Raw genomic sequence first — 23866 nt, forward strand, 5'->3', positions numbered from 1 at the left:
CACCGGGACTCCCCGAGGGGACCGTGCTCCCACGTAGGCTCGTCGTCGTGACAGCAGAACACCGCACCGACCGCGTCACCGTGCTCGCGGGCGGGGTCGGCGGGGCCCGCCTCGCGCACGGTCTGGATCTCGCGGGGACGGACCTCACGGTCGTCGTCAACGTCGCGGACGACGTCGACCTGCACGGGCTCTGGATCTCGCCCGACCTCGACACCGTGACGTACACGCTCGCCGGGCTCGCGGACGAGGAGCGCGGCTGGGGCGTCGTCGGGGAGACGTACGCGGCTCTGGAGGCGATGGGCCGGCTCGGCGAGGACACGTGGTTCACGCTCGGCGACCGCGACCTCGCGACGCACGTCGTGCGGACGGCCCGGCTGCGCGCGGGCGCGCCGCTGTCCGCCGTCACCGCGCAGCTCACGTCGGCGCTCGGCGTCCGGGCGCGCGTGCTGCCCGTGACCGACGACCGCGTCGCGACGCTCGTCGACACGCCCGCCGGGCGCCTCGGGTTCCAGGAGTACTTCGTGGGCCGCCGGCACGCGGACGACGTGCTCGGTCTCGTCTACGACGGCATCGACGCTGCGCGCCCGGCGCCCGGCGTGCTCGACGCGGTGACCGGTGCCGACTTCGTCGTGGTCGCGCCGTCGAACCCGTTCCTGTCGGTGGAGCCGGTGCTGGGCGTCGCAGGCGTGCGGGAGGCGCTCGCCGGGACGTCGGCGCGACGCGTCGCGGTGAGCCCGATCGTGGGCGGTCGCGCGCTCAAGGGCCCGGCGGCGCAGATCCTCACGACGCTCGGGCACGAGGTCTCCGCGCTCGGCGTCGCGCGCCTCTACGCGGGCCTGGTCGACGTCATGGTCATCGACGACCACGACGCGCACCTCGCGGACGCCGTCCGCGCGCTCGGGATGGACGTCGTCGTGACGGACACGGTCATGGGCGGCGCCGAGGGCCGCGAGCGCCTGGCGCGCACGCTGCTGCGGACGGCGGGGATCGCGCGTGGGTGACCTCGTGCTGCCCGACGGCGGCCCTCGCCCGGGCGAGCCGGGCTCGGCGCGCGTCGTGGCGGTCGTGCCGCTCCGCGACGGGTCGTCGGGGAAGTCGCGGCTCGCGCACGTGCTCGACCCCGCGTCGCGCAGCAGGCTGATCGGCGTGCTCGCGCGGCACGTCGTGGGGACGCTGCTCGCGAGCGACGGCGTCGAGCGCGTGGTCGTCGTGACGTCCGACCCGCGGTTCACGTGGCGGGCGCTGCGGGACGTCGTGGTCGACGAGTCCGCCGACGCGGCGCACGCCGCGTCCGACGACCTGCCCCTGCTGACCGCCGACGCCGACCGGCTGCGCATCGTGCTCCAGCCCGCGGACCGGCCCGGTCTGGACGCGGCGGTCGAGCTGGGCCGGGAGATCGCGGAGGAGGCCGCGGCGCAGGACGCGGCGGCCCCGGGCCCGGTGCGGCTCCTCGTCGCGCACGCCGACCTCCCGGCGCTCACGACCGCGGACGTCGCGGCGCTGCTCGCCGAGGACGCCCCCGTCGTCGTCGCGACGGACCGGGTCGGCGCGGGCACGAACCTGCTCGTCCTCGGACCCCCGGCTTCCGCGCCGTCGAGCACGACCGCGGTCTCGGGAACCGGCGCAGGACGCCAGGAACCTCGCGCTCGGCCCGACGGCGGTCCCGGCGGAGGGGGGTTCCGGTTCCGGTTCGGGCCGGGCAGCCGCGCGGCGCACGTCGCGGAGGCCGAGCGGCTCGGGCTGCGGGCCGTCGTCGTGCAGCGGCCCGGGACCGCCGTCGACCTGGACACGCTGGACGACTGGGGCGAGCTGCCCCCGCCCGTGCGGACCGCCGTCGGGCTGCACGTCCCGGCGCTGCGCGACCACGACGCCTGACCCGGCACCCGCCCGCGCCGCTACGACGGCCAGGTACCGAGCTCCTCGGCGGGCGCCGCGAGGCCGGCCCGCACGTCGGCGAGGAGGCGCTGCCACGCGCCCTCGTCGAGCGGCCCGGCGCAGTCCAGCGCGAGCACCACGGACTGCGTCGACGCGTCGCCCTCGAACGTCGGCACGCTCACGACGCGCGCCGCCCCGCGCACCCGCACCTCGCCGCGCGGGGTCGTCACCGTCCAGTCCTGGGCCGCGGCGTTCACCCCCTGGCGGGTCACGCCGTCGGCGAGGAGGGGCAGCAGGACGTCGCGGGGAGCCGTGAGGTCGCCGCCGTCCGCGGCGACCGTCTCCGCGAGGAGGGCGGCGGACGCGTCGCGCGGGCCCGCGGTCGGTGCCGCCAGGTCCGTCGCGGCACGTGACGACAGCACGCACGCGCCGCTCGCGCCGACGACCTGCCACCCGGACCGCGCGACGAGCGGTGTCGCGCCCGCCGCGCCACCGAGGCTCGTGACCTCGGGCGGAGCGGCCGTGGGCGCCTCCCCCGGCCCGGCAGAGGCGACCGCCGTCGGCTCGTCGGAGCCACCCGGAAGCCGCTCCGGGTCACCCGAGGCGGTCGGGTCGTCGGCCGGGACCTCGGCGGGCGGCCGGTCCGTCCGCGTCGCGGACGCCGCGCCCGTCGGGTCCTCGGGCGTCGCGCTCCCCGTGCACGCTCCCGCGCCGAGGACGGCGAGCGCGAGCCCGACGGCGAGCGCCCCCGCCCGCGAGCGCGTCACGACCGGCCTCCCCAGCGGCCGCGGTGCACGACGTCGTCGAGCGGCTTGCGCGCGCGACGGCGCGGCGAGCCCGTGGCCGCCCGGTCGGCGGGGTGCCCGACGGCGACGACCCCCGTCGGCGCGTACGCGTCCGGGATGCCGAACGCCGCGCGCAGCCGTCCGACCTCGCCCGGCGCGACGCCGAAGAAGCACGCGCCGAGCCCTTCGTCGACGGCGGTCTGGAGAATGAGCAGCGCGGCCATCCCGGCGTCGACGTGCCAGTACGGCACGGCCCAGCGGTTCTCGTCGCGGTCCGCCCAGCCCTTGTCGTCCTCGGCGTACCGGTCGAGGTAGACGTCCTTCGACGTGAGGACCACGAGGAGCACGGGCGCGGTGCGCATCCCGGCGAGCCACGCGCTCATGCTCCGCTCGGGCTGCTCGGGCGAGGTCGCGGACCAGAAGCGCGCGACGTCGTCGGGCTCCGTGAGCACGAGGAACGACCACCCCTGAGCGAACCCCGCGCTCGGCGCGCGGACGGCGTTGCGCACGAGGCGGTCGACGGCGTGCGGGTCGACCGGCTCGTCGGTGAACCGGCGCACCATGCGCCGGCGTCGGACGACGTCCTGGAACTCCACGCGGCCCCCTCGGCACGGTCCGGGATCAGGTCCCCGCACCCTATCCGGCGACGCGCCGCGTCATCCGCAGCTCGAGGAGGCGGGGGTCGCTCGGGAGGGGCTGGGTCTCGCCGGTCGGCGCGAAGCCCGCGCGCTCGTAGAGGCGGAGCGCGGGAGCGTTGGTCGCGGTGACCCAGAGCGCGAGCGTGCGCGCGCCGAGCCCGGCCGCGAGGTCGTCGGCGCGCGCCAGGAGCGACGCCGCCACACCGCTCCCCCGCGCGCCGGGCTCGACCCACACGGACACGAGCTCGGCCACGGTCGGGTCGTCGGGCGAGGGAACGACGGCCGCGACCCCGACCACGGGACCGGGCGGCCGGCCGCTCCCGGGCGGGGCGCCGTCGTCGGACTTGTCGCGGTCGCCAGGCGGGCCGCCGTCGGGGACGGTACGCGCGAGGAGCGTGCGCCCCTGCGCCGCGCGCTCGCGCCACACGCCGTCGGGGAAGGCGGCCTCGCGCGCGAGCGTCGAGCCGAACGCGGACGGGGCGTCGGCGAGCGCGCGCAGGCGGACGTCCCGCAGCTCGCGCCAGTCGTCGGGCCGGATGCGCGCGACGATCGTGGTGGGCATCGGCCCATCGTGGCAGCCCGGCCCGGCGTGGGTGCGCCGGGCCGGGCCGCTCGGCCGGCTCAGGCCGCGTCGAGGCGCGCGCGCAGCTCGGGGTCGAGCTCCAGGTCGGCCGCGCCGAGGAGGTCGTCGAGCTGCTCGACCGTGCTGGGCCCGACGACCGGGACCACCGGGTGCTCGCCGCCGAGGAGCCACGCGAGCGCGACCTGGTTCGGCGTCGCGCCGAGCTCGCCCGCGACCTCGTGCAGGAGGCGGATGCGCTCGCGCGTGGTCGGGTGGTCGAACCCGTCCCAGAGCGGCTTGTCCCGGCGCACGTACGCGCCCTGGAGGATCGGCGAGTAGGCGGTGACGGCGAGCGGCGGGCGGCCCTCGACGCCTGTGGACGCCGCGTAGTCGAGCAGCTCGTACGACGCCCAGTTGTGCCGCCCGGGCTCGGGCGTCGGGTAGGCGTAGGTGTAGTTCTGCTGGACGAGCCCGTAGGGCGCGACACCCTGGCGCAGCGCCTCCTCGCGCGCCTCGACGACGCGCCACAGCGCGACGTTCGAGATGCCCGTGATGCCGACGACGCCCTCCGCCTGGAGCTTGCCGAACGCGCCGACGGTCTCGGCGAGCGGCGTCCCGTGGTCGTCGACGTGCCCGTACAGGACGTCCAGGTGGTCGACGCCGAGGTGGCGCAGGCTCTCGTGCGCCTCGTCCGCGACGACGTCGGCGCCGAGCCCCTGGAAGTTCGTCGGCTCGACGTTCTGCAGCGGCAGGGCCGGGTCCTTCTTGGCCGCGCCCAGCTTCGTCGCGATCCGGACCTCGTCGCGCGCGCCCCGGCTCGCGAGCCAGCGGCCGAGCAGGTCCTCGCTGTCGCGGCCGTGGCCGCCGGCCCAGAAGCTGTAGTTGTTCGCGGTGTCGAGGAACGTGCCGCCCGCCTCGCGGTAGCGGTCGAGGATCGCGAACGACGTCTCCTCGTCGACGAGCGTGCCCATGTTCATCGTGCCGAGGCACAGGGTCGACACCTCGAAGGAGGTGCGCCCGTCGCCGATGGTGCGGTACCGCATGGTGGTCTCCCTGGGTCTGTCGGTGGTCCGAGCGGTCCGTGGTGGACCCGTGGTCTCGGTGACGTGCTCCACGCTAGGGAGGCATCGGCACGGGTGTACGGTCCGATGCCATGGCCGTCGACCAGACCAATCTGCCGTCCGAGCGCCCCGGGCCGACGGCGGCGCTCGCCTGGGAGGCCCTGCTCGACCTGGGCACGGGGCCGGGGTCCCGCGTCGAGCGGCTCGAGCGCGCGGTCCGCGACGCCGTGCACGCCGGCCGCGTCCCCGTCGGCGCGGCGCTGCCGCCGAGCCGACAGCTCGCCGAGTCGCTCGGGGTGTCGCGGTGGGTCGTCACGGAGGCGTACGGCCAGCTCGTCGCCGAGGGCTTCCTCGAGGCGCGCACCGGCTCCGCGACCCGCGTCTCCGCCGCAGCCGGCGCCCGCTCGACGAGCCCGAGGGGAACGAGCGTGCTGGGCGAGCGGCCCACGAGCCCGGCGGGAACGACGGCGCGCGCGGGCCGTGGCGGGCCTGGCGGGAGCCGCGAGGAACGAGCGGCGGACGGTAGACCCGCGCGCGCCGTCGTGGACGCCGGGCGGACCCACACCGGCAGGACCCACGTCGCGCGCGCCCGGTTCGACCTCGCACCGGGCGTCCCCGATCTCCGGCACGTCCCGCGCGACGCGTGGCTCCGCGCGGCACGCGAGGCGCTCGGCACGTCCGGCGGGACGGCGTCGAACGACGACCTCGGGCAGCCCGCCCCCGCCGGGCACCCGCACGCGCGCGCCGTCGTCGCCGGCCACCTGCGCCGGGCGCGCGTCGTCACCGGGCCGGACGACGCCGTCGTGCTGACGCGCGGCGCGACGGACGGCATGGCGCGCGTCGCCGCCGCGCTCGTCGAGGCGGGCCACACCCACCTGCTCGTCGAGGACCCGAGCTGGTCGGTGCTGCGCGACGTCGCGGCGCGCGCCGGTCTCACCCCCGTCCCGGTCCCCGTGGACGCCGGGGGCGCGGACGTCGGCGCGCTCGTCGACGCGTCCCGACGGACGGGCGCGCGGGCCGCGCTCCTCACGCCCGCGCACCAGTTCCCCACCGGCTCCGCGCTCGCGCCCGAGCGGCGCGAGGCCGTCCTCGCCTGGGCGCGGGACGTCGACGGCGTCGTCGTCGAGGACGACTACGACGCCGAGTTCCGCTACGACCGCCGGCCCGTCGCCGCGCTCCAGCAGCTCGACCCCGACCGGGTCGTGCTGCTCGGCTCGGTGAGCAAGACGATGAGCCCCGCGTTCGGCGTCGGGTGGATGGTCGTGCACGCCAGCTGGCGCGAGTCCGTCGCGCGCGCCTCCGCCCCGCACGGCCCGACGGCGGCCCCGTCCACCGTCGACCAGCTCACGTTCGCGCGGCTCGTCGCGTCCGGCGGCTACGACCGGCACCTGCGCGCCGCGCGGGGACGCTACCGCCGCCGTCGCGACGCCGTGCTCGACGCCCTCGCCCGCGAGCTGCCCGGCGCGACGGTGCGCGGCATCGCGGCGGGGATGCACGCGCTGCTGTCCCTGCCGGGCTCGCAAGACGACCCCGCGCCCGACGCCGCGCACGTCGTGCGCGAGGCCGCGCGGCGCGAGGTGACCGTCGTCGACCTGCGCCGCTACCAGGTGCGCCCCGCCGAACGGTCGACGACCCTCGTGCTCGGGTACGGCAACCTCGCCGACGCCCGCGTCGACGACGCCGTCGCCCGGCTCGCCGACGCGGTGCGGTCCGCCCGCGGTAGCCTCGTCAGCCCTTCAGGACGGTGACGAGCGCGGGGAGCAGATCCGGGAGGTCGCGCGCCCGGCGCTCCTCCACCCACGCCCCCCGCACGACCTCGGTCCAGGTCGGCTCCGCCCGGCATCGCGCGGCGATGCGACCAGCCAGGTCGGGCCGGCCCACGATCGCCTCCTCGACGATCCCTGCCCCGAGCCGCGTGACGAGGCGCTCGTCCCCGCTCGCGACGGCCTGCGCGACGAGCGCGTCGAGCAGGGGCAACGGGTCGGCGTCGTGCTCCACGACGCTCCGTACCTCTTCCGAGACCCCGACCTCCGCCTCCGCCCGCAGACGCTCGGCCCGCGCGCCCTCGGTCAGCAGGAGCCAGCCGAGGTAGCGGCGCGCGAGGTCCTCCGGTGTCGACATGCCCCCGATGCTGCCATGCCGGGCCGCGAGGTCACTCGTCGTGGGACAGGAGGCTGAACTCGGCGAGGAGCTCGCCGATCTCGGTGGCGTCCACCTTCTTCTGGAGCCGGTCGCGCAGGATCCGCGGCCCGGGGATGTCGAGCTCCTCGCCGTCGCGCAGGGCGTTCACCGCGGCGAGCAGCTTGCGGACGTCGTACGTGCTGTTGAAGACCTCGGGCACGCCTCGTTCCAGGTCGAGCAGCTGGTAGGCCGCCTCCATGCCGGTGCGCACGGAGTACTCGGTGGTGAAGATCGTGTCCCGCGTCGTCTCGGCGAACTGGCCGATGAACGCGAAGTTGCGTGCGCCGTCGGGCACGACCTGGGGCCGGTCGCCCGCGTGCCGGGGCATGAAGAACGCCGTGACGTACGGCATCATCACGGGCACGCAGCTCGCGGCCTCGGCGGCGAGCGTCGGGATGTCGGCCTCGGGGACACCGAGGTGGTAGAGCCACTCCTGCGTGATCTCCTCGCCCGTGCACTCCTGGAGCGACTTCTTCACGTAGTCGCCCGGGGTGTCCACGAACAGGCCGTAGACCCACACGACGATCTCGTCGGGCGACTGCGCCTTGAAGTGCGGCTGCCGGTTGACGGTCCAGCTCATCAGCCACGCCGAGTCGCGCGCGGTGACGATGCCGCCCGTGACGACCTTCCCGCTGAACGGGTCACGCCGGCAGATGCGCTCGATGTGCTCGGGGATGCGCCGGTCGAGCGTCGTGACGGTCGCGGACTGCCACTTGGTGAGCGGGATGTCGGTGCTGAAGACGTCGGGCCGGCCGAACGACGGGTCCTTGGCCGCGACGCGCCGCCACAGGTCCCACGCGGGCGCGGGCCCCGTGTCGAGGCGCGCGGGCGTGTGCTGGTCGCCGTTGTCGGAGTTCTCGGTGAGCGAGCCGATGGTCGCGATGACGAGGTCGTCCTCGCCGAGGTCGATCGTCCGCTCGACGGCGGCCCCGCCGGACTCGTGGGCCGCCGCGTGGTCCAGCAGGTGCAGCCGCGTGGCGACCTTGCGGTCCGGGGCGAGGTCGAAGTCGACGTCGGTGACCTCGACGTGGAACCGGAACGTCACGCCCTGGTCCATGAGCCAGCGCGTGAGCGGCAGCACCATCGACTCGTACTGGTTGTACTTGGTGAACTTGAGCGCCGAGAGGTCGGGCAGGCCGCCGACGTGGTGGATGAACCGGTGCAGGTAGAGCTTGAACTCGAGCGCGCTGTGCCACTCCTGGAACGCGAACATCGTGCGCCAGTAGAGCCAGAACTGGCTGTCGAGGAAGTCCCGCGACATGACGTCCTCGATCGACTTGCCCTCCATGTCCTCGCGGCGCGCGAGGAAGATCTTCGTGATCTCCTTCTGCGCCTTCTCGTCGAGGCGGAACAGGTTGTCGAAGTGCGCGTCCTTCCCGCGGTCCTCGGTGACGCGCTGGAGCGAGAAGTTCGGGTCGTCCTTGTTGAGCCAGTAGAACTCGTCGAGGACCGAGACGCCCTCGGTCTCGATCGACGGGACGGAGCGGAACAGGTCCCACAGGCACTCCATGTGGTCCTCGAGCTCGCGCCCGCCACGGATCACGAACCCGCGCCGCGGCTCCTTGATGCCGTCGAGCGCGCCGCCGGGGAGCCGGAGCCGCTCGTAGACGGTGATCTTCTCCCCCGGCACCTGGCCGTCGCGGACGAGGAAGCCCGCCGCGGAGAGCGACGCGAGGCCCGCCCCCACCAGGTGGACGGACCCGAGCCGGTCCGTCCGCTCCGGCCTGCGCGGCCGCGCGAACGCCTCGTAGTTGCCGCTGGAGTAGTACATGGCCTGCCCCTCACCGCCGACGACGTGGACGGAGCACCGCCCGCGGTGGTGCTCCCCTGCCATGCTCGCGCCGGGGTCGACGGACCGCACCTCGGTGCGCGGACGCACCCCAGGGGGACGCGCGCCCGTGCGGGCCGGGGCGGCCGTGCGTCGTCGGGCGGCGTGCGTCGTCGGGCGGCCGACCGCCCGACGGGCTCAGAGCCGCTCGGCGAGCAGCTCGACGAGGGCCTTGCCCTGCACGCCGGCGAGGTCGTCGGCCTGGGTGCGGCACGAGAACCCGTCCGCGAGGTACACGTCGCCGGGGGCGGCGTCGCGCAGCGCGGGCAGGAGCGCGTTCTCCGCGACGGCGACCGACGTCTCGTAGTGGCCCTTCTGCATGCCGAAGTTACCTGCGAGGCCGCAGCAGCCGGCGAGGACCTTGATCGTCGCGCCCGCGTCGCGCAGCAGCCGCTCGTCCGCGGCGAAGCCCATCACCGAGTGCTGGTGGCAGTGCGGCTGCACGACGGCGGTCACGTCCGAGAGGTCGGGCACGCGCCACCCGGACTCGCGCCCGGGCGCGGTGTCGACCGAGGTGAGGAGCTCGGCGAGCGTGCGCGTCGCGGCGGAGACCGCCTGGGCGCGCGGGTCGTCGGAGAACAGGTCCACGAGGTCGGAGCGCAGCACGGCCGTGCACGACGGCTCGAGCCCCATGATCGGGATGCCGTTCACGGCGTACGGGCCGAGCACGGACAGCAGGTTCTCCAGGCGCTTGCGCGCGCCGTCGAGCTGGCCCGTGCTGATCCACGTGAGGCCGCAGCACGCCTGCTCGTCGGGCACGACGACGTCGTACCCCGCCGCCGTGAGCACCTTGACGGCGGCCTGCGGCACGCCCGGCGACATGTTGTCGCTGAACGAGTCGGTCCACAGGACGACCTTCGGGCGCTCGTCGCGCACGGGGCGGCCGGGCTGCTGCCCGATGCGCAGGCCGGGCACGCCCTGGGTCGCGCCACCGCGCCTCCACCACGTGCGGAACGGCACCTCGGCGAACTCCGTCATGGAGCGGCGCGTGTCCATGCCGCCCGCCCACAGGACCGCCTTCGCGAGCGGCCGGAACCCGAGCAGCTTGTTGGCCAGGCGCGGCATGCCCGTCGCGAGGCGCGCCCAGACCGGGAGCCAGCCGAGCGAGTAGTGGTCGACGGGGCGCAGCTTGCCGCGGTACGTCCGGTACAGGACCTCGGACTTGTACTGCGCCATGTCGACGCCCGCGGGGCAGTCGCTCGAGCACGCCTTGCAGGACAGGCACAGGTCGAGCGACTCGCGCACCTCGGGCGCCGCGAGACCGCCGACGAGCGTGCCGTTCACCGCCTCCTGGAGCACGCGGGCGCGGGCGCGCGTGACGTCCTTCTCGTCCTTCGTCGCCTGGTACGACGGGCACATGAAGCCGCCCGCGGCGCTGGTGTCGGCGCGGCACTTGCCGACGCCGACGCACCGGTGCACGGCCTGGGTCATGTCGCCGTGGTCGTGCGCGAACGAGAAGCCCTGGTAGCCGGCGCGACGCGAGATCTTCGTGACCTTCGCGGGCGCGGCCGTGCTCGTCCCGGGCGTCCCCGGCGCACCGACCTTCGACAGCAGCGGGTGCGCGTGCGGGCGGCGCAGGTCGTCGTCGACGGCGCTCGGGCGCACCACGACGCCCGGGTTCATGACGTCCTGCGGGTCGAACAGCGCCTTGAACCGCTCCATGAGCGCGATCGCCTCGGGGCTGTACATGACCGGGAGCAGCTCCGAGCGTGCGCGGCCGTCGCCGTGCTCGCCCGAGAGCGAGCCGCCGTACTTCGCGACGAGCTCGGCCGCCTCCAGCATGAACGTGCGCAGCACCGAGCCCGACGCCTCGAGCGGGATGTCGATGCGCAGGTGCACGCACCCGTCCCCGAAGTGCCCGTACGGCAGGCCGTCGACGCCGTAGCGCGCCATGAGCGCGTCGAGGTCGCGCAGGTAGTCGCCCAGCTTCTCCGGCGGGACGGCGGAGTCCTCCCAGCCCGGCCACGCCTGCTCGCCCGCGGGCGTGCGCCCGGCGAGCCCTGCGCCGTCGGCCCGGATCTGCCACATCTTGGTCGCCTCGGGGCCCGCGGGCAGGATCATCGTGGCCTCGCTGCCCGACGCCGCGACGATCGCCTCCGCGTTCGCCATCGCCTCCTCGGGGGTCGCGCCGCCGACCTCGACCATGAGCCAGCCGGCGCCCGGGGGCAGCGGCGGCACGGACGCGTCGCCCTTGGCGCGGCGCACGACGTCGACGAGCCGCGCGTCGAGGCCCTCGACCGCGAGGGGGCTGAGGCCGAGGAAGGTCGGGACGTCGTCGGCCGCGGACGGCATGTCCGGGTAGCCGAGCACGACGAGCGTCGGCTTGGACGGCACCGGCACCAGGCGCACCGTGGCCTCGAGGATCGTCACGAGCGTGCCCTCGGTGCCGACGAGCGCCTTGGCGAGGTCCGAGCCGTTCTCCGGCAGCAGGTGCTCGAGCGAGTAGCCCGACACCTGGCGCCCGAACCGCCCGAACTCCGTGCGGATCAGCGCGAGGTTCTCGCGGACGAGCTCCGCCAGACCGGGGACCGCCGCGAACGTCGGGTCGCCCGTGCCGGCCGTGAAGCGGCGCCCGCGGCCGTCGACGACGTCGAGCGCGAGCACGTTGTCGACCGTGCGCCCGTACGCGACGGCGTGCGGCCCGCACGCGTTGTTGCCGATCATGCCGCCGAGCGTCGCGCGGTTCTGCGTCGAGGGGTCCGGGCCGAACCGCAGCCCGTGCGGGGCCGCCTCCTGCTGGAGCGTCGACATGACGACGCCCGGCTCGATGCGCGCCGTGCGCGCCTCCGGGTCGACGTCGAGCACGCGGTTCACGTGCCGCGTGAAGTCCAGGACCACGCCCGGCCCGATCGAGTTCCCCGCGACCGACGTCCCCGCCCCGCGCGCCGTGACCGGCACCTCGAGCTCGCGCAGCACGTCCAGCGCGGCGACGACGTCGTCCGCGTCCTGCGGGTAGACCACGGCCTCGGGCACGACGCGGTAGTTCGACGCGTCGGTCGAGTACTCCGCGCGGCGTCGCGTCGCGGTGTCGACCGTGCCGCGCACGACCGTCCGTAGCGCGTCCGCGAGCGCCGCGCGCGCGGCGTCGGCCGCCCGTTCCGCCTCGCGGACGGCAGCGGCGCGCTCCGCCTCCGGCGACGTCGTCGCGCGGGAGCCGGACCGCCGCGAGCCGTTCCCGTGGTGCTGCGGGGCGGGGGTCGGGGTGGCGTCGATCTCAGCGGACACGTCGCGATTGTCGCACCCCCTGCCCCCGACCCTCCGCCCCGTCCGCCCCCTGACCCCCGATCTGCCGAGGTAGAGCCCTGGTCTGCCGAGGTAGAGGCGTGGTCTGTCGAGGTAGAAGGGTGATCCGCCGACGTAGAGGCCTGGTCATGCCAGACGGCGCGGGGTCACCGATCACGGCCGAGGTTGCGGCCGGCATGGGCACCTGATGCCCGACGGCGGCCGGTCGCCCGCGGCGGGCGGGTCGCCGCTGCCCGACGTGAGCGAACGACGCCGCGGGTGATTCGCCCAGGTGAGCGAAGACCACGGCGAGACGACGCCGGGCGGGGTGGGTGGTGGTGCCGCGTCGTGGCGGCCCTGGAACGAGGGATCGTCCGGAGTGAGCTTGCGAACGTAGGACGATCCCGACCGAGAAGGCGGGAGCGACGCGAGGAACGAGCGGCGCGGATGGTAGACGCGGCACCACCACCCACCCCGACCACCCGACGCAACCACACGCCGTCGGGCACGAGAACCACGGCTCTACCTCGGCAGACCACAGTTCTACCTCGGCAGACCAGGGCTCTATCTCGGTAGACCAGGGCTCTTTCTCGGCAGACCTGGGCTCTATCCCGTGAGTCAGAGGACGAGCTCCGGCTGGAGCTTCTTGATGGTCCAGACGCGCTGCTTGCGGGCGGCGACCGTCGTCAGGGCCAGGGCCGCGACCAGCACGACGACGAGCACCGTGACGTCGCGCGTGACCGTCGCCATGTTGCCGCCGTAGAGGAGCTGGCGCAGGCCCTCGACCGCGTACGTCATGGGCAGGAACCGGTGCATGGAGCGCAGCGGCTCGGGGATCGTCTGCCAGGGGAACGTGCCGCCCGCGGTGACGAGCTGGACGAGCATGAGCACGAGCCCGAGGAACTGGCCCGCGGCGCCGAGCCAGACGTTGAGCGCCTGGAGGATCGCGACGAACGTCGCCGACACCAGCACGAGGAACAGCGCGGTCCCGACCCCGTGGACCGGGTCGATGTCGAGCGCGAACTTCGTCACGGTGAACATCGCGGCGACCTGCACGACGCCGATCGCGGCCGGGGTGAGCCACCCGCCCAGGGCGGTGGCCAGGCCCGACCTCCCGGCGGCGAGGGCCCGCGACGACAGCGGGCGCACGAGCAGGAAGAGCACGTAGGCGCCGATCCACGTCGCGAGCGACAGGAAGAACGGCGCGAGGCCGCCGCCGTACGTGCCCGCGGACGACAGCGCGTCGCTCTTCACGGACACGGGGTTGCCGATGGTCTCGGCGGTGTCCTGGCGGGTCTGCTCGTCGAGGTCCGGCACCTGGCCGAGACCCTCGGCGAGCCCGTCGCGGAGCTGCGTGACGCCGTCGACGAGCTCGCCCGAGCCGTCGCGCAGCTGCGACGTACCGTCCGCGAGCGAGGTGGCGCCGTCGGACACCTGGCGCGTGCCGTCGGCGAGCTGCGAGACGCCGTCCACGAGCTGCGGGGTCGCGGCGGCGAGCTGTCCGGTGCCGTCGGCGAGGCGGTCCGCGCCGTCGGCGGCGCTCGCGATGCCGGAGGTCAGCTGCGGCGTCGCGCCCGCGAGCTTGGCCGCGCCGTCGGACACCTGGCGCGACCCGTCCGCGAGCTGGTCGAGCTTCCCGGACGCGGCGGTCACCTGGTCGACGGCGCCCTGCACCTGCTCGCGCTGCTGGTCGAGCACGGGCCCGACCTGCGCCCGCACCTGGTCCGCGGTCGCCTGGTCGATGACGCCGTCGGCGACGAGCTGGTCGAGCCGGGCGTCGACGTCGCCGCGGATCGTGTCGAGCGTCGGGAGCACCTCGCCCGCGGCCGCGGCCGCCTGCTGCCCGTACTGCGCGACCTGCGCGTTCCCGTCCGCGACCTGCGCGGCGCCGTCGGCGAGCTGCTGGGTCTGGGCGGGCAGGGACGACGTCGCGCCCCGGAGCGTGCCGAGCCCGGACGCGAGCGCCTCCGCGCCGTCGTCGAGCTGCCCGACGGCGTCCGCGAGCGTCCCGGTGCTCGCGTCGAGACGCTCGGCGCCGTCGGCGGCCTGGCCCGCGCCGTCGGCGAGGGTGTGCGCGCCGTCGTCCGCGGTGACGAGGCCGTCGCGGAGCTGCGTCGACCCGTCGAGGAGCTGGTCCGCGCCGTCCACGGCGTCGGCGAGATTGGTGTGGATGGACGCGAAGCCGCGCAGGAACGTGTCGGCCGCCTCCGTGCCCACCTGCTCGGCGATCGAGTCGCGCACCTTGCCGACGATCTGGTCCGCGATCGTGCGCGCGAGGTAGTTGTTCGCGTCGTTGGTGATGAGCGTGAGGCTCGCCTGCTGCGGCTCGAACTCGCCCGCGGACGCGAGGTCCGCCGAGAAGGTCGGGCCGATGACGAGCGCGGCGTCGTACCGCCCGGACCGCACGCCGTACTCGGCGTCGACCTGGCTGGTCTCGACCCAGCCGAAGCCGCCGTCGTCGAGCAGCTGGTCGGCGACGTCGCGCCCGAAGTCGCGCCGCGTCGTCGCGCCCGTCTGGGCGTCGGTGGTCGTCGTGCCCTCGTCGAGCACGACGAGCGCGGCGGGGATCTCGTCGAGCTTGTCGTACGGGTCGTGGTTCGCGAACAGGTAGAGGCCCGCGTAGAGCGTGGGGATGAGCGCCATCGCGAGGATCGCGAGGCGGGGCAGCGTGCCCGCGGCGAGGCGGCGCAGCTCGGACAGCCCGAGGCGGATCGCGGTCATCGGTCCTCCTGGGGGTCGTGCGGGGCGGCGGGCGCGTCGGTCGTGGTGGGTGCGGCGGCGGGGACGGGCTGCTCGGGAGCAGGGTCCGGCTCGGGCGCGGGGTCCGGCCCCGGCGCGGGGTCCGGCCCCGGCGCGGGGTCGGGGTCCGACGCGAGGTCCGGGTCCGGGTCCGGCGCGGGGTCCGGGTCGCGCGGCGGCTCGGGGCGCGTGCGCAGCACGACGGCCGGCGGCTGGTGGATCGACGCGCCGCGCGCGGGCGGGAGGTCCACGCCGAGGTCGCGGGCCGAGGCGCGCGTGCACTGGACGAGCACGCCGTACCCGGCGCCGGCGAGGCTCTGCGCGACCTCCCACCAGCCCGACGGCTCTCCCCCGTGCCGGTCGGGGAGCGTGAGCACGAGGAACCGGACGTCCGGGTCCTCGGCAGCGAGCGCCGCGAGCAGCGCGGTGCGCACGACCCCGGGCACCTGGTCGAGGCGTCGCGCACGGTCGGTGGTGAGGGAGTGGTCGGCGAGCCAGCGGGTCACGTCGGTGGGCAGCGAGCGGCGGCCGGCGAGCGCGAGGCCCTCGGCGACGACGTCGGCCACGGTGAGCGCGTCATCGGGCTCGCTGATGCCGGGCACGTCGACGACGGCGGTCACGTCGCGCAGGGTCGCGGCGGCGCCGCGCGCGGGGCGGCCGGAGCGGTGCGACGGCGTGCTCGCCGGGATGAGGCGGACCTCCCCCGCGGACGGGTCGAAGCGGCCTGTCGCGACGAGGGCGAGCGCGGTGTGCCCGTGCCCGGGCTCCCCGGCGACGAGCACGCACTCGCCCGTGGACCAGGCGAGGTCCATCGGCTCGAGCATGGGCTCGCGCCGCCCGTCGACGCGCACGTCCGTCAGCGTGATCTGCATCCGGTTCTTCCCCTCCGAGGCGTCCCGGGCCTGCCCCGGGGCGCCGTTGACTCACGGTCAACAACGCTACGCCTCTTGTTGACTCGCGGTCAACAACAGCGTAGAACGGTGTCATGCCTCGCACGCCCACCCCCGCCGGCCCCTCCGGCGCCGACGGCTCCGTGCGCGCCCGGCCGGGCGGCGCCCGCCGACGGCGCGAGCCCGCCGACCGACGGCGCGAGCTGCTCGACGCGGCCGCGCGCCACGCCGACGAGCACGGCCTCGACGCCCTGACGCCGGCGGCCGTCGCGGCCCGCTCGGGGGCGTCGAAGGCGCTCGTCTTCCACTACTTCGCGTCCACGGCCGGGCTGCGCCGGGCCGTCGCGCTGGAGGCCGTGGCGGAGCTCGAGGCGGCGACGGTCGCACCGGACGATCGTCCCCTCGTCGAGCGCCCGGCGCTCGCCGTCGCCTCCTACCTCGACGCCGTCGAGGCGCGCCGGCTCGTCTGGCAGGACCTGTGGCGCGGGGTGCTCGCCGAGGACGACGCCACCCAGGAGGCGCTCGCGCGCGTCCGCGACAGCCTCGTCGCGCGCCTGACCTCGACCGTGAGCGCCACCACGACGGACGCGCTGCCCACGACGCCCCGTCTCCGGCTGCTCGCCGCGGGCTGGGTCGCGCTCGTGGAGAACGTCACGGCCGCGTGGCTCGGCGGCGGGGACCTGAGCCGCGCGGACATCGAGAGCCTCGTGCTCGCGAGCGCCGTCGTGCTCGTGCCCGAGCTCCCCGAGCCCGCGCGCGGCGCCGTCCTGGCCATCGCCCGGGCGAACTCGCCCGCGGCGGGCTAGCGTCGGGGCGACGGGCAGCGGACGAGGTCGGGAGGCAGCGCATGCGCGTGGTGGTCGTCGGAGCGAGCGGGAACGTCGGCACGGCGGTCCTGCGCCGGCTCGCGGAGGAGCCGGTCGTGACGTCCGTCGTGGCGGTCGCTCGGCGCGTGCCGCGCGCCGACGGGTCGAGCACCGTGCGCTTCCCGCACGACGTCGCGACCTGGCGGTACGCCGACGTCGCGGCCTCCGACGCGGACCAGCGGCTCGACGCCGCGTTCGCGGGGGCGGACGTCGTCGTGCACCTCGCGTGGGCGATCCAGCCGAGCCACGACCGCAAGCGGCTGCGGCGCGTCAACGTCGAGGGCACGCGCCGGGTCGTCGAGGCGGCGCAGCGGGCGGGCGTCGCGCACGTCGTCGTGGCGTCGTCCGTCGGCGCCTACTCCCCCGCCCCGTACGCGGGCGACGCGCGCGACACCCCGGTGAACGAGGGCTGGCCCGTCGAGGGCGTCCCGGGCTCGTCGTACTCGGAGGACAAGGCCGCCGTCGAGACGCTGCTCGACGACCTCGACCGGGAGACGGGGATCGTCGTCTCGCGCGTCCGCTCGGCGCTCGTGTTCCAGCGCGACGCGGGCTCCGAGATCGCGCGGTACTTCCTCGGCCCGCTCGGCACGCGCGTGCTGCGTCGTGACCCGCTCCCGACGGTCCCGCTGCCCGACGGCCTGCGGCTCCAGGTCGTGCACGCCGACGACCTCGCGGACGCGTACGCCCGGATCGTCGTGGGCCGGCACCCCGGGCCGTTCAACGTCGCCCACCCCACGGTGCTCACGGCGCAGGACGTGGCCGACGTCGTCGCGGACGGCTCGCTGCGCACCGTGCCCTACGCGACGGCGCGGACCGCCGTCGCCGTCGCGTGGCGCGCGCGCCTCGCGCCCGTCGGCGAGGGCTGGCTCGACATGGCGATGCGCGTGCCCGTGCTCGACACCGAGCTCGCGACGGAGCTGCTGCGCTGGCGCCCCGTGCACGGCGCGAAGGACACGCTCGCCGAGCTCGTCGACGGCATCCGGGCGGGCGCCGGGACGTCCTCGCCCCCGCTCCTCCCTCGCTGACCGGACCCGCTCGCGGCACCACGCCCCTGACACGACGGACCCCGGGTCGTGCACCGTCCAGCGGTGCGCGGCCCGGGGTCCGTCGTCGGTGCCGGGGTCAGCTCTCGAGCGTGGCGTCCAGCGTGATCGTCGGGACGCCCGCGAGCGCCTTCGAGACGGGGCACGAGGCCTTGGCCGCCTCCGCCGCCTGCTGGAAGCCGGCGGCGTCGATGCCCTCGACCTCGCCGCGGACGGTCAGCGCGATCTCCGGGATCTGGAAGCCGCCCGCCGGGTCCGGCGCGAGGGTGACCTCCGCCGTGACCTCGAGCGAGACGGGCGTCGCGCCGGCCTCACCGAGCAGCGCGGAGAACTGCATCGCGTAGCAGGACGAGTGCGCGGCGGCGATGAGCTCCTCGGGGCTCGTGACCCCGCCCGCGTCGTCGGCGGCGCGACGCGGGAAGGACACGTCGTACGTCCCGACCTTCGAGCTCGTGAGCTCGACCTGGCCCTGGCCGTCCTGGAGGCCGCCGTTCCAGGCGGTGCGTGCGATACGGGTGGGCATGCGAGATCTCCTTCGACGTCGTGGGTCCCGGGCAGGACCCGGTGCCCCGACCGTAACCCGCCGCGCCACGCCCCGCCGGGACGGGGTGCGTGAGGTCTGCGTCACGCGGCGCGCTCAGCCGAGCGTGCCCGCCGGGCGGTAGACGACCGACGACGCGCGGTCGTCGAACGAGCCCAGGGTCGCGCAGTGCGGCGTGCAGTTCTTCTTCGTGCCCGCGTACGAGTAGGAGTCGTAGAGCGTCACCCAGCACCCGGCGTACGTCGACGCCGAGGAGACGACGTTGTTCATGAGAAGGTTCGCGAGGTTCGGGAACCCGTACGTCGAGCCGGTGTGGCACCCGTTCGTACCCGACCCGTAGAGCACCTTCGACGCGCCCTTGTAGCTCGGGTCCCGCCACAGCACGCCGAGCACGATCGACCCGGCCGCGGCCGTCGTCGCCCGCTCCGCCGCGGCCCGCGGGCCCGCCGTCGTAGTCGCGTTGAGCTCGCCGACGAGGCCGTCGACGTCGGCCCGCGTGGCGCGACCGAGGCGCGACGGCGCGACCTCGTCCCCCGACACGAACTCGAGCGCCTCCTCGAGCGAGCCGAAGCACACCTCGGGTGCGGCGGGCAGCGAGGCAGGGTCCTCGCCGGGGAGGAGAGGCTGGGCCTCGACGGCGCAGCTCTCGCCGGTCGCGACGGGCTGGTCGGCGAGCGGGACCGCCGCGAGGTCGTCACCCGGGGCGGCCCGGACGCCCGACGGCGAGGCGAGCGCCGGGCCGGCGACGGCGCCCACCAGCACGAGACCGGCGACGAGGCCGGCGGACAGGGCGCGGAGCGGAGTGCTGGTCATGGTTCTCCTTCTGCGTGGGCCACGCCCCCGGGTTCGCACCCCGTGGACCTGACGCGGGAAGGGGACTCCCACAGGACGGCCACGTCCCGTGACCCCGCCCGCATCCTAGGGCGGACGGTCCCTCGGGGCCCGGCGGAGGTCCCCTGCCGCTGGGCAGGTCGGGCGGTCGTTGGTTACCGTGCTCGGGTGGCCTCGGTCCCACCCGGGCGAGACCGCTGGGAAGGACCCATCCACGAACCCTTCGCCGAACCGGCACTGCCGGGGAGATGAGTGTCGATGAAGCACCGTTCTCTACCCGTGTCACTGACCGCCGCCGCCGCGAGCCTCGCGGTCGTCGCGGCCGCCGCCGCGCCCGCCGCCGCGGACCCGCCGCCCGACCCCGGCAACGCCTTCGGCGTGCAGTCGGGCGCGTCCCTCGAGCCGACCGAGAAGGTCGCGCCGTCGCTCGCCAAGGCGACCGGCACGGTCACCGCGTTCGTCGAGCTCGACGCGCCGTCGGCGGTCGACCTCACGGCGCAGGGCGCGAGCCCCGACGAGGTCGAGGCCAACGCGCAGGAGGTCGCGCAGCTCGCGGACGACGTCGTCCCGCAGCAGGCGACCGCCCGCAGCGCGGGCGCGCGCAACCCGCAGCAGGTGTCGGTCACGAGCACGCTCGTCGCGGGCGTCGTCGTCACGGGCGACGCGGCCCGCGTGCGCGACCTCGCGCGCGACGCCTCCGTCCGCACGGTCTACCGGATCATCCCCAAGAAGCCCGCGAACAAGGGCACGGACGTGTTCACGCGCGCGCTCGAGACGTGGCAGAGCACCGGCCTCACCGGCGAGGGCGTGCGCATCGGCATCATCGACACCGGCGTCGACTACACCCACAAGGCGTTCGGCGGCCCCGGCACGCAGGAGGCGTTCGACGAGGCCTACGGCGACCGCGGCACCGGCCCGGTCCCGGAGGGCACGTACGACGAGCTGAAGTTCCTCGGCGGCCACGACTTCGCCGGGTACGACTACGACGCGAGCGGCACCGTCCCCGGCACGACGCTCGTGCCGACGCCCGACGAGAACCCCATCGACTCGCTCGACTCGGTCGGCTCGGGCCACGGCTCGCACGTGGCCGGCACGACGGCGGCGTACGGCGTCACGGCCGACGGCGAGACGTTCGACGGCGACTACTCGACGCTCACCGACATCTCCGACTGGCAGGTCGGCCCGGGCTCCGCGCCCCAGGCGGGCATCTACGCGCTCAAGGTGTTCGGCGACCTCGGCGGCTCGACGGGCGTCGTCGTCGACGCGCTCGAGTGGGCGGCCGACCCGAACGGCGACGGTGACCTCTCCGACCGCCTCGACATCGTCAACCTCTCCCTCGGCTCCGACGGCTCGCCCGCGGACGACCCGGAGAACCTCTTCATCGACCAGCTCTCGCGCCTGGGCACGCTGTCCGTCATCGCGTCGGGCAACGCGGGCGACGTGACCGACGTCGGCGGCTCGCCCGGCAACGCGCGCACCGCGCTGACGGTCGCGAACTCGGTCGGCGACACGCAGACGTTCGACGCGGTCCGCGTCGAGGCGCCGGAGTCCCTCGCCGGCACGTACCCGGCGCAGAACTCGCAGGCGTACGCGGGCACCGCGGACGTCACGGCCCCGGTCGCGTTCGTCGCGGACGACTTCTCCGGCTGCGACCCGTTCACGCCCGAGCAGGCGGCGGCCGTCGCGGGCAAGATCGCGTTCCTCTACTGGGACGACGACGACGCGACGCGCGCGTGCGGCAGCGCCGCGCGCTTCAACAACGCGGAGGCCGCGGGTGCCGTCGGCGTGCTGCTGTCCTCCGAGCTGTCGTCGTTCGTCGCGGGCATCGCGGGCAACCCCGGCATCCCCGGCGCCCAGCTCACGGGCCCGAGCCACGCCGCGCTGCGCCCGGCGATCGAGGCCGGTGAGGTCACGCTGACCGTCGGCCCGTCGCTCGCGCTGTCGTCGTTCGTCTCGATCCCGGAGATCGGCGACACGCTGAACAGCGGCTCGTCGCGCGGCGTGCACGGCTCGCTCGGCGTCGCCAAGCCCGACGTCGCGGCGCCCGGCACCGGCATCGCGTCCGTCGCGTCCGGCCGCCTGGTCGGCGCGAGCATCAAGTCCGGCACCTCGATGGCCACCCCGCACGTCGCGGGGATCGCGGCCCTCGTCAAGCAGGCCCACCCGGGCTGGGCGCCGGCCGAGGTCAAGGCGTCGGTCATGAACACCGCGACGCACGACGTCTTCACCGGCCCCTCGGGCACGGGCACCGCGTACGGTCCCGAGCGCGTGGGCTCCGGCCGGGTCGACGCCGTCGACGCCGCCACGAACACGACCCTCGCCTACGCGTCGCAGGACTCCGACCAGGTGTCCGTCGCGTTCGGCGTCGTGCCCGTGGGTGCGGACCCGGTGACGGTCCGCAAGACCGTGACGGTGCAGAACACCGGCGACGCCCCGAAGACGTACTCGACCGGCTTCACGCAGTCGAGCACGGCCGGCGGCGCCACCGTCTCCGTCGCGCCCGCGTCGATCACCGTCCCCGCCGGCCAGCGCACCGTCGTCACCGTGACCCTCACGGCGGACCCGGCGACGCTCGCCAAGGAGCTCGACCCGACGTCGTCGGCCGACTCCGGGGTCGGCGTGCCGCGCGACTTCGTGTCCTCGGTGAGCGGCCGCGTGGTCCTCACCCCGACCGACGGCGGCAGCGAGCTGCGCGTCCCCGTGCAGGCGTCGCCGCGGCTCGTGAGCGACCTGTCCGGCAAGCCCGTCGCCTTCCCGGGCACCGCGACGACCGCCGAGCTCGACCTCGACGGCCGCGGCGTCGACTCCGGCGGCTGGACGTCGCTCGTCGCGCCGTTCGAGCTCAAGACCACGAGCCCCCGCCTCGAGGCGGACGCGGCGGTGGGCGCCTCGGCGTCGGCCATCGCGGCGGCCGACGTGCGCGCGGTCGGCTTCGCGTCCACGGCGCCGCAGGAGGCCGCAGCCGGGGGCGACCCGGCCGACGGCTTCATGGGCATCGGCGTCGCGATGGACGGGGAGTGGGCGAGCCTCGGCTCCGTCTCGATCCCCGCGGTCGAGGTCGACGTCGACTCCGACGGCTCGGCCGACTTCGAGGTCGCGGCCGTGAAGTTCGACACCGAGATCGACGTCACGCTGGCCGTGACGTACACGCTCAAGGACTGGACCGACCCCGACGGCACCGAGCACGACGCCGGCGACGTCATCGACCAGCAGCCGGTCAACACCGTCTGGGGCGACGTCGACACCTCCGTGTTCGACAACAACGTCGTCGTCATCCCGGTCGGCATCGGGTCGCTCGGCATCGAGGAGGGCGACGTGCCGACCTTCCAGGTCCTCACGTACTCGCCGTACTCGCAGGCCGCCGACCAGCTCGTCGACGCGAGCGAGACGTTCACGGCCGACCCGTACGACCCGGCCTACTGGTTCGGGGGCGAGGGCGAGCTCGTGTACGCCGGGGCCGACGACGCGCCGATCACCGTGCACCGCTCGGAGTCGGCGGTCGAGGCCGGCAGCGGGAAGCTCCTGCTGCTGCACCTGCACAACGCGACGCCGACCTCGCGCTGGCAGACCGTGGACGTCACGACGTCGGCCGTCGTCGACGCGACCGTCACGGCCGAGGCGCGCTGCCTCGGCGGCAAGGCTCACGTCGCGGTGCGCGTGCTCAACGAGTCGGGCGCGACGGCCGACGTCGTCGTGACCACGCCGCACGGCGAGAAGACGTTCCCGAACGTCAAGGACGGCAAGAACGCCTACCGGTCGTTCTCGTCGCGCGCCGCGTCGTTCGACGCGGGCTCGGTGACGGCCACGCTCACCGCCGAGATCGACGGCGAGGAGGTCACCACGACCTACGACGCCGACTACGAGGCGCTGAGCTGCTCGTGACGCCCGCCGCCTGAGCGCCCCTCGCGGACGCTCGAGCGACACCGCCCGACGGCGCCCGGTCCCCACGGACCGGGCGCCGTCGGCGTGTCCAGGGCTGCGTGAGCCACGGGTGACGGCTCGTCGGACGGCGTCGGCGCGGGCAGGCGGTGGCCTGTAGCGTCGCCGAGGTGGAACGCTCCGAGATCTTCGACATCGCCCACCGGCGCCATCCGATCGGAGCGCCGGTGGCGCCCGAGCGGCTGCGCGAGCTGGTCGGCTGGCTGAGCCCGAGCGACGGCGCCCGCGCCGTCGACCTCGGGTGCGGCGAGGGCGAGTGGCTGCAGGAGCTGCTGCTCGCACACCCCGGGACCGCCGGCGTGGGGATCGACCACATGCTCCCGGCCTCTGCCGCCCGGCGTGCCGAGGAGCGGAAGCTGAGCGACCGGGTGCGCTGGATCGAGACGGATGCCGCCACCTGGGACGACGGGGTCTTCGACGTGGTGCTGTGCATCGGTGCGAGCCACGCCTTCGGCAGGCTGGAGGACATGCTGGCCGCTGTCCGGCGGCGCTTGCGCCCCGGTGGCCAGGCGCTGGTCGGTGACAGCCTCTGGGAGGGCTCCCCGTCGGCTTCTGCGCTGGCAGCGCTCGAGGTCTCCGCCGACGCCTATCCCGACCTCGTCGGCTTCGTGCGAGCCGTCCGCGAGCACGGGTTCGAGCCGTCGTACGGGCACGTCAGCACGGTGGCCGAGTGGGACGACTACCACTTCAGCTGGACCGGGTCGCTCGTCGACTGGGCCGTGCGGGAGGCCCCGACGACCGAGGATCGCGACCAGGCACTTGCCGCCGCACGCGGGAATCGCGACGCCTGGCTGAGCGGCGCACGAGGCGAGCTAGGGTTCGCCACCTTCGTCCTGCACGACGTCAGCACGCGTGACTGACCGGC

The 23866-nt window shown here is 75.3% G+C and carries 18 protein-coding genes; 7 read left to right on the plus strand and 11 right to left on the minus strand.

What is annotated here, in order from left to right:
• The first annotated feature begins 47 nt into the window (after window positions 1–47).
• Window positions 48–1001, plus strand: a complete 954-nt coding sequence (gene cofD, locus BJP59_RS14095) for a 2-phospho-L-lactate transferase (protein WP_228485074.1) — start codon at window positions 48–50, stop codon at window positions 999–1001.
• Window positions 994–1875 carry a 2-phospho-L-lactate guanylyltransferase gene (locus tag BJP59_RS14100; protein WP_228485075.1) on the plus strand — a complete coding sequence of 294 codons (882 nt, stop codon included), beginning with the start codon at window positions 994–996 and terminating at the stop codon, window positions 1873–1875. The genes cofD and BJP59_RS14100 overlap by 8 nt, the downstream gene beginning before the upstream one ends.
• A gap of 20 nt (window positions 1876–1895) precedes the next feature.
• On the opposite strand, the gene BJP59_RS14105 is transcribed toward BJP59_RS14100, so the two are convergent.
• Genes BJP59_RS14105 through BJP59_RS14120 form a run of 4 tightly spaced genes read right to left on the minus strand, consistent with a single transcriptional unit; the run spans window position 1896 to window position 4903 of the window.
• Window positions 1896–2642 carry a hypothetical protein gene (locus tag BJP59_RS14105; protein WP_194521223.1) on the minus strand — a complete coding sequence of 249 codons (747 nt, stop codon included), beginning with the start codon at window positions 2640–2642 and terminating at the stop codon, window positions 1896–1898.
• Complete coding sequence (locus BJP59_RS14110; RefSeq protein ID WP_194521224.1) at window positions 2639–3256, minus strand: nitroreductase family protein; 618 nt, start codon at window positions 3254–3256, stop codon at window positions 2639–2641. Before BJP59_RS14110 ends, BJP59_RS14105 begins: the two co-directional genes overlap by 4 nt.
• 40 nt (window positions 3257–3296) lie before the next feature.
• Window positions 3297–3860 (minus strand): GNAT family N-acetyltransferase, encoded by a 564-nt coding sequence (locus tag BJP59_RS14115; protein WP_194521225.1) that lies wholly within the window; start codon window positions 3858–3860, stop codon window positions 3297–3299.
• Between the two features lie 59 nt (window positions 3861–3919).
• Window positions 3920–4903 carry an aldo/keto reductase gene (locus BJP59_RS14120; RefSeq protein ID WP_194521226.1) on the minus strand — a complete coding sequence of 328 codons (984 nt, stop codon included), beginning with the start codon at window positions 4901–4903 and terminating at the stop codon, window positions 3920–3922.
• A 110-nt stretch (window positions 4904–5013) separates the two neighbouring features.
• On the opposite strand from BJP59_RS14120, the gene pdxR reads away from it, so the two are divergent.
• Window positions 5014–6669: a MocR-like pyridoxine biosynthesis transcription factor PdxR gene (gene pdxR, locus BJP59_RS14125; RefSeq protein ID WP_194521227.1), complete on the plus strand. Its 1656-nt coding sequence runs from the start codon at window positions 5014–5016 to the stop codon at window positions 6667–6669.
• Here the strand turns inward: pdxR and BJP59_RS14130 are convergent.
• The 5 genes from BJP59_RS14130 to BJP59_RS14150 form a co-directional block, all read right to left on the minus strand.
• Window positions 6650–7042: a hypothetical protein gene (locus tag BJP59_RS14130; RefSeq protein WP_194521228.1), complete on the minus strand. Its 393-nt coding sequence runs from the start codon at window positions 7040–7042 to the stop codon at window positions 6650–6652. The two genes, pdxR and BJP59_RS14130, sit on opposite strands and share 20 nt — an antisense overlap.
• A gap of 31 nt (window positions 7043–7073) precedes the next feature.
• Window positions 7074–8873 carry an oleate hydratase gene (locus tag BJP59_RS14135; RefSeq protein WP_194523076.1) on the minus strand — a complete coding sequence of 600 codons (1800 nt, stop codon included), beginning with the start codon at window positions 8871–8873 and terminating at the stop codon, window positions 7074–7076.
• A gap of 195 nt (window positions 8874–9068) precedes the next feature.
• The gene (locus tag BJP59_RS14140; protein ID WP_228485442.1) at window positions 9069–11975 is read right to left on the minus strand and encodes an FAD-binding and (Fe-S)-binding domain-containing protein; all 2907 of its coding nucleotides are present in this window, start codon (window positions 11973–11975) and stop codon (window positions 9069–9071) included.
• Window positions 11976–12770: 795 nt separating this feature from the next.
• Window positions 12771–14873, minus strand: coding sequence for a YhgE/Pip domain-containing protein (locus tag BJP59_RS14145; RefSeq protein WP_114554001.1), 2103 nt, complete (start codon window positions 14871–14873; stop codon window positions 12771–12773).
• The gene (locus BJP59_RS14150) at window positions 14870–15763 is read right to left on the minus strand and encodes a hypothetical protein (protein ID WP_194521229.1); all 894 of its coding nucleotides are present in this window, start codon (window positions 15761–15763) and stop codon (window positions 14870–14872) included. Before BJP59_RS14150 ends, BJP59_RS14145 begins: the two co-directional genes overlap by 4 nt.
• A 113-nt stretch (window positions 15764–15876) precedes the next feature.
• On the opposite strand from BJP59_RS14150, the gene BJP59_RS14155 reads away from it, so the two are divergent.
• Window positions 15877–16587 (plus strand): TetR/AcrR family transcriptional regulator, encoded by a 711-nt coding sequence (locus BJP59_RS14155; protein ID WP_086149727.1) that lies wholly within the window; start codon window positions 15877–15879, stop codon window positions 16585–16587.
• 41 nt (window positions 16588–16628) lie between these two features.
• Entirely contained in the window at window positions 16629–17672 is a 1044-nt protein-coding gene (locus BJP59_RS14160; RefSeq protein ID WP_144680050.1) for an NAD-dependent epimerase/dehydratase family protein, read from the plus strand.
• Window positions 17673–17769: 97 nt separating this feature from the next.
• On the opposite strand, the gene BJP59_RS14165 is transcribed toward BJP59_RS14160, so the two are convergent.
• Together BJP59_RS14165 and BJP59_RS14170 are read right to left on the minus strand one after the other, a co-directional pair.
• Complete coding sequence (locus BJP59_RS14165) at window positions 17770–18213, minus strand: OsmC family peroxiredoxin (RefSeq protein WP_043658839.1); 444 nt, start codon at window positions 18211–18213, stop codon at window positions 17770–17772.
• A gap of 114 nt (window positions 18214–18327) precedes the next feature.
• A complete protein-coding gene (locus BJP59_RS14170) occupies window positions 18328–19044 on the minus strand; it encodes a hypothetical protein (protein WP_194521230.1) in 717 nt (238 codons plus the stop codon).
• Window positions 19045–19341: 297 nt separating this feature from the next.
• Here BJP59_RS14170 and BJP59_RS14175 point away from each other — a divergent pair, with 297 nt between their 5' ends.
• Window positions 19342–22944 (plus strand): S8 family peptidase, encoded by a 3603-nt coding sequence (locus tag BJP59_RS14175; RefSeq protein WP_194521231.1) that lies wholly within the window; start codon window positions 19342–19344, stop codon window positions 22942–22944.
• Between the two features lie 167 nt (window positions 22945–23111).
• Window positions 23112–23861 carry an SAM-dependent methyltransferase gene (locus BJP59_RS14180; RefSeq protein ID WP_194521232.1) on the plus strand — a complete coding sequence of 250 codons (750 nt, stop codon included), beginning with the start codon at window positions 23112–23114 and terminating at the stop codon, window positions 23859–23861.
• Window positions 23862–23866: the final 5 nt, after the last annotated feature.

The sequence above is a fragment of the Cellulosimicrobium sp. JZ28 genome (genome assembly GCF_015327065.1).
GTDB classification, from domain to species: Bacteria; Actinomycetota; Actinomycetes; order Actinomycetales; family Cellulomonadaceae; genus Cellulosimicrobium; species Cellulosimicrobium funkei.

What these genes read in the sequence shown, in the direction of transcription:
- BJP59_RS14115 (WP_194521225.1), bottom strand. Translation starts at nt 3,860, where the DNA reads ATGCCCACCACGATCGTCGCGCGCATCCGGCCCGACGACTGGCGCGAG.
- BJP59_RS14120 (WP_194521226.1), bottom strand. Translation starts at nt 4,903, where the DNA reads ATGCGGTACCGCACCATCGGCGACGGGCGCACCTCCTTCGAGGTGTCG.
- pdxR (WP_194521227.1), top strand. Translation starts at nt 5,014, where the DNA reads ATGGCCGTCGACCAGACCAATCTGCCGTCCGAGCGCCCCGGGCCGACG.
- BJP59_RS14130 (WP_194521228.1), bottom strand. Translation starts at nt 7,042, where the DNA reads ATGTCGACACCGGAGGACCTCGCGCGCCGCTACCTCGGCTGGCTCCTG.
- BJP59_RS14135 (WP_194523076.1), bottom strand. Translation starts at nt 8,873, where the DNA reads ATGTACTACTCCAGCGGCAACTACGAGGCGTTCGCGCGGCCGCGCAGG.
- BJP59_RS14145 (WP_114554001.1), bottom strand. Translation starts at nt 14,873, where the DNA reads ATGACCGCGATCCGCCTCGGGCTGTCCGAGCTGCGCCGCCTCGCCGCG.
- BJP59_RS14150 (WP_194521229.1), bottom strand. Translation starts at nt 15,763, where the DNA reads ATGCAGATCACGCTGACGGACGTGCGCGTCGACGGGCGGCGCGAGCCC.
- BJP59_RS14155 (WP_086149727.1), top strand. Translation starts at nt 15,877, where the DNA reads ATGCCTCGCACGCCCACCCCCGCCGGCCCCTCCGGCGCCGACGGCTCC.
- BJP59_RS14160 (WP_144680050.1), top strand. Translation starts at nt 16,629, where the DNA reads ATGCGCGTGGTGGTCGTCGGAGCGAGCGGGAACGTCGGCACGGCGGTC.
- BJP59_RS14165 (WP_043658839.1), bottom strand. Translation starts at nt 18,213, where the DNA reads ATGCCCACCCGTATCGCACGCACCGCCTGGAACGGCGGCCTCCAGGAC.
- BJP59_RS14170 (WP_194521230.1), bottom strand. Translation starts at nt 19,044, where the DNA reads ATGACCAGCACTCCGCTCCGCGCCCTGTCCGCCGGCCTCGTCGCCGGT.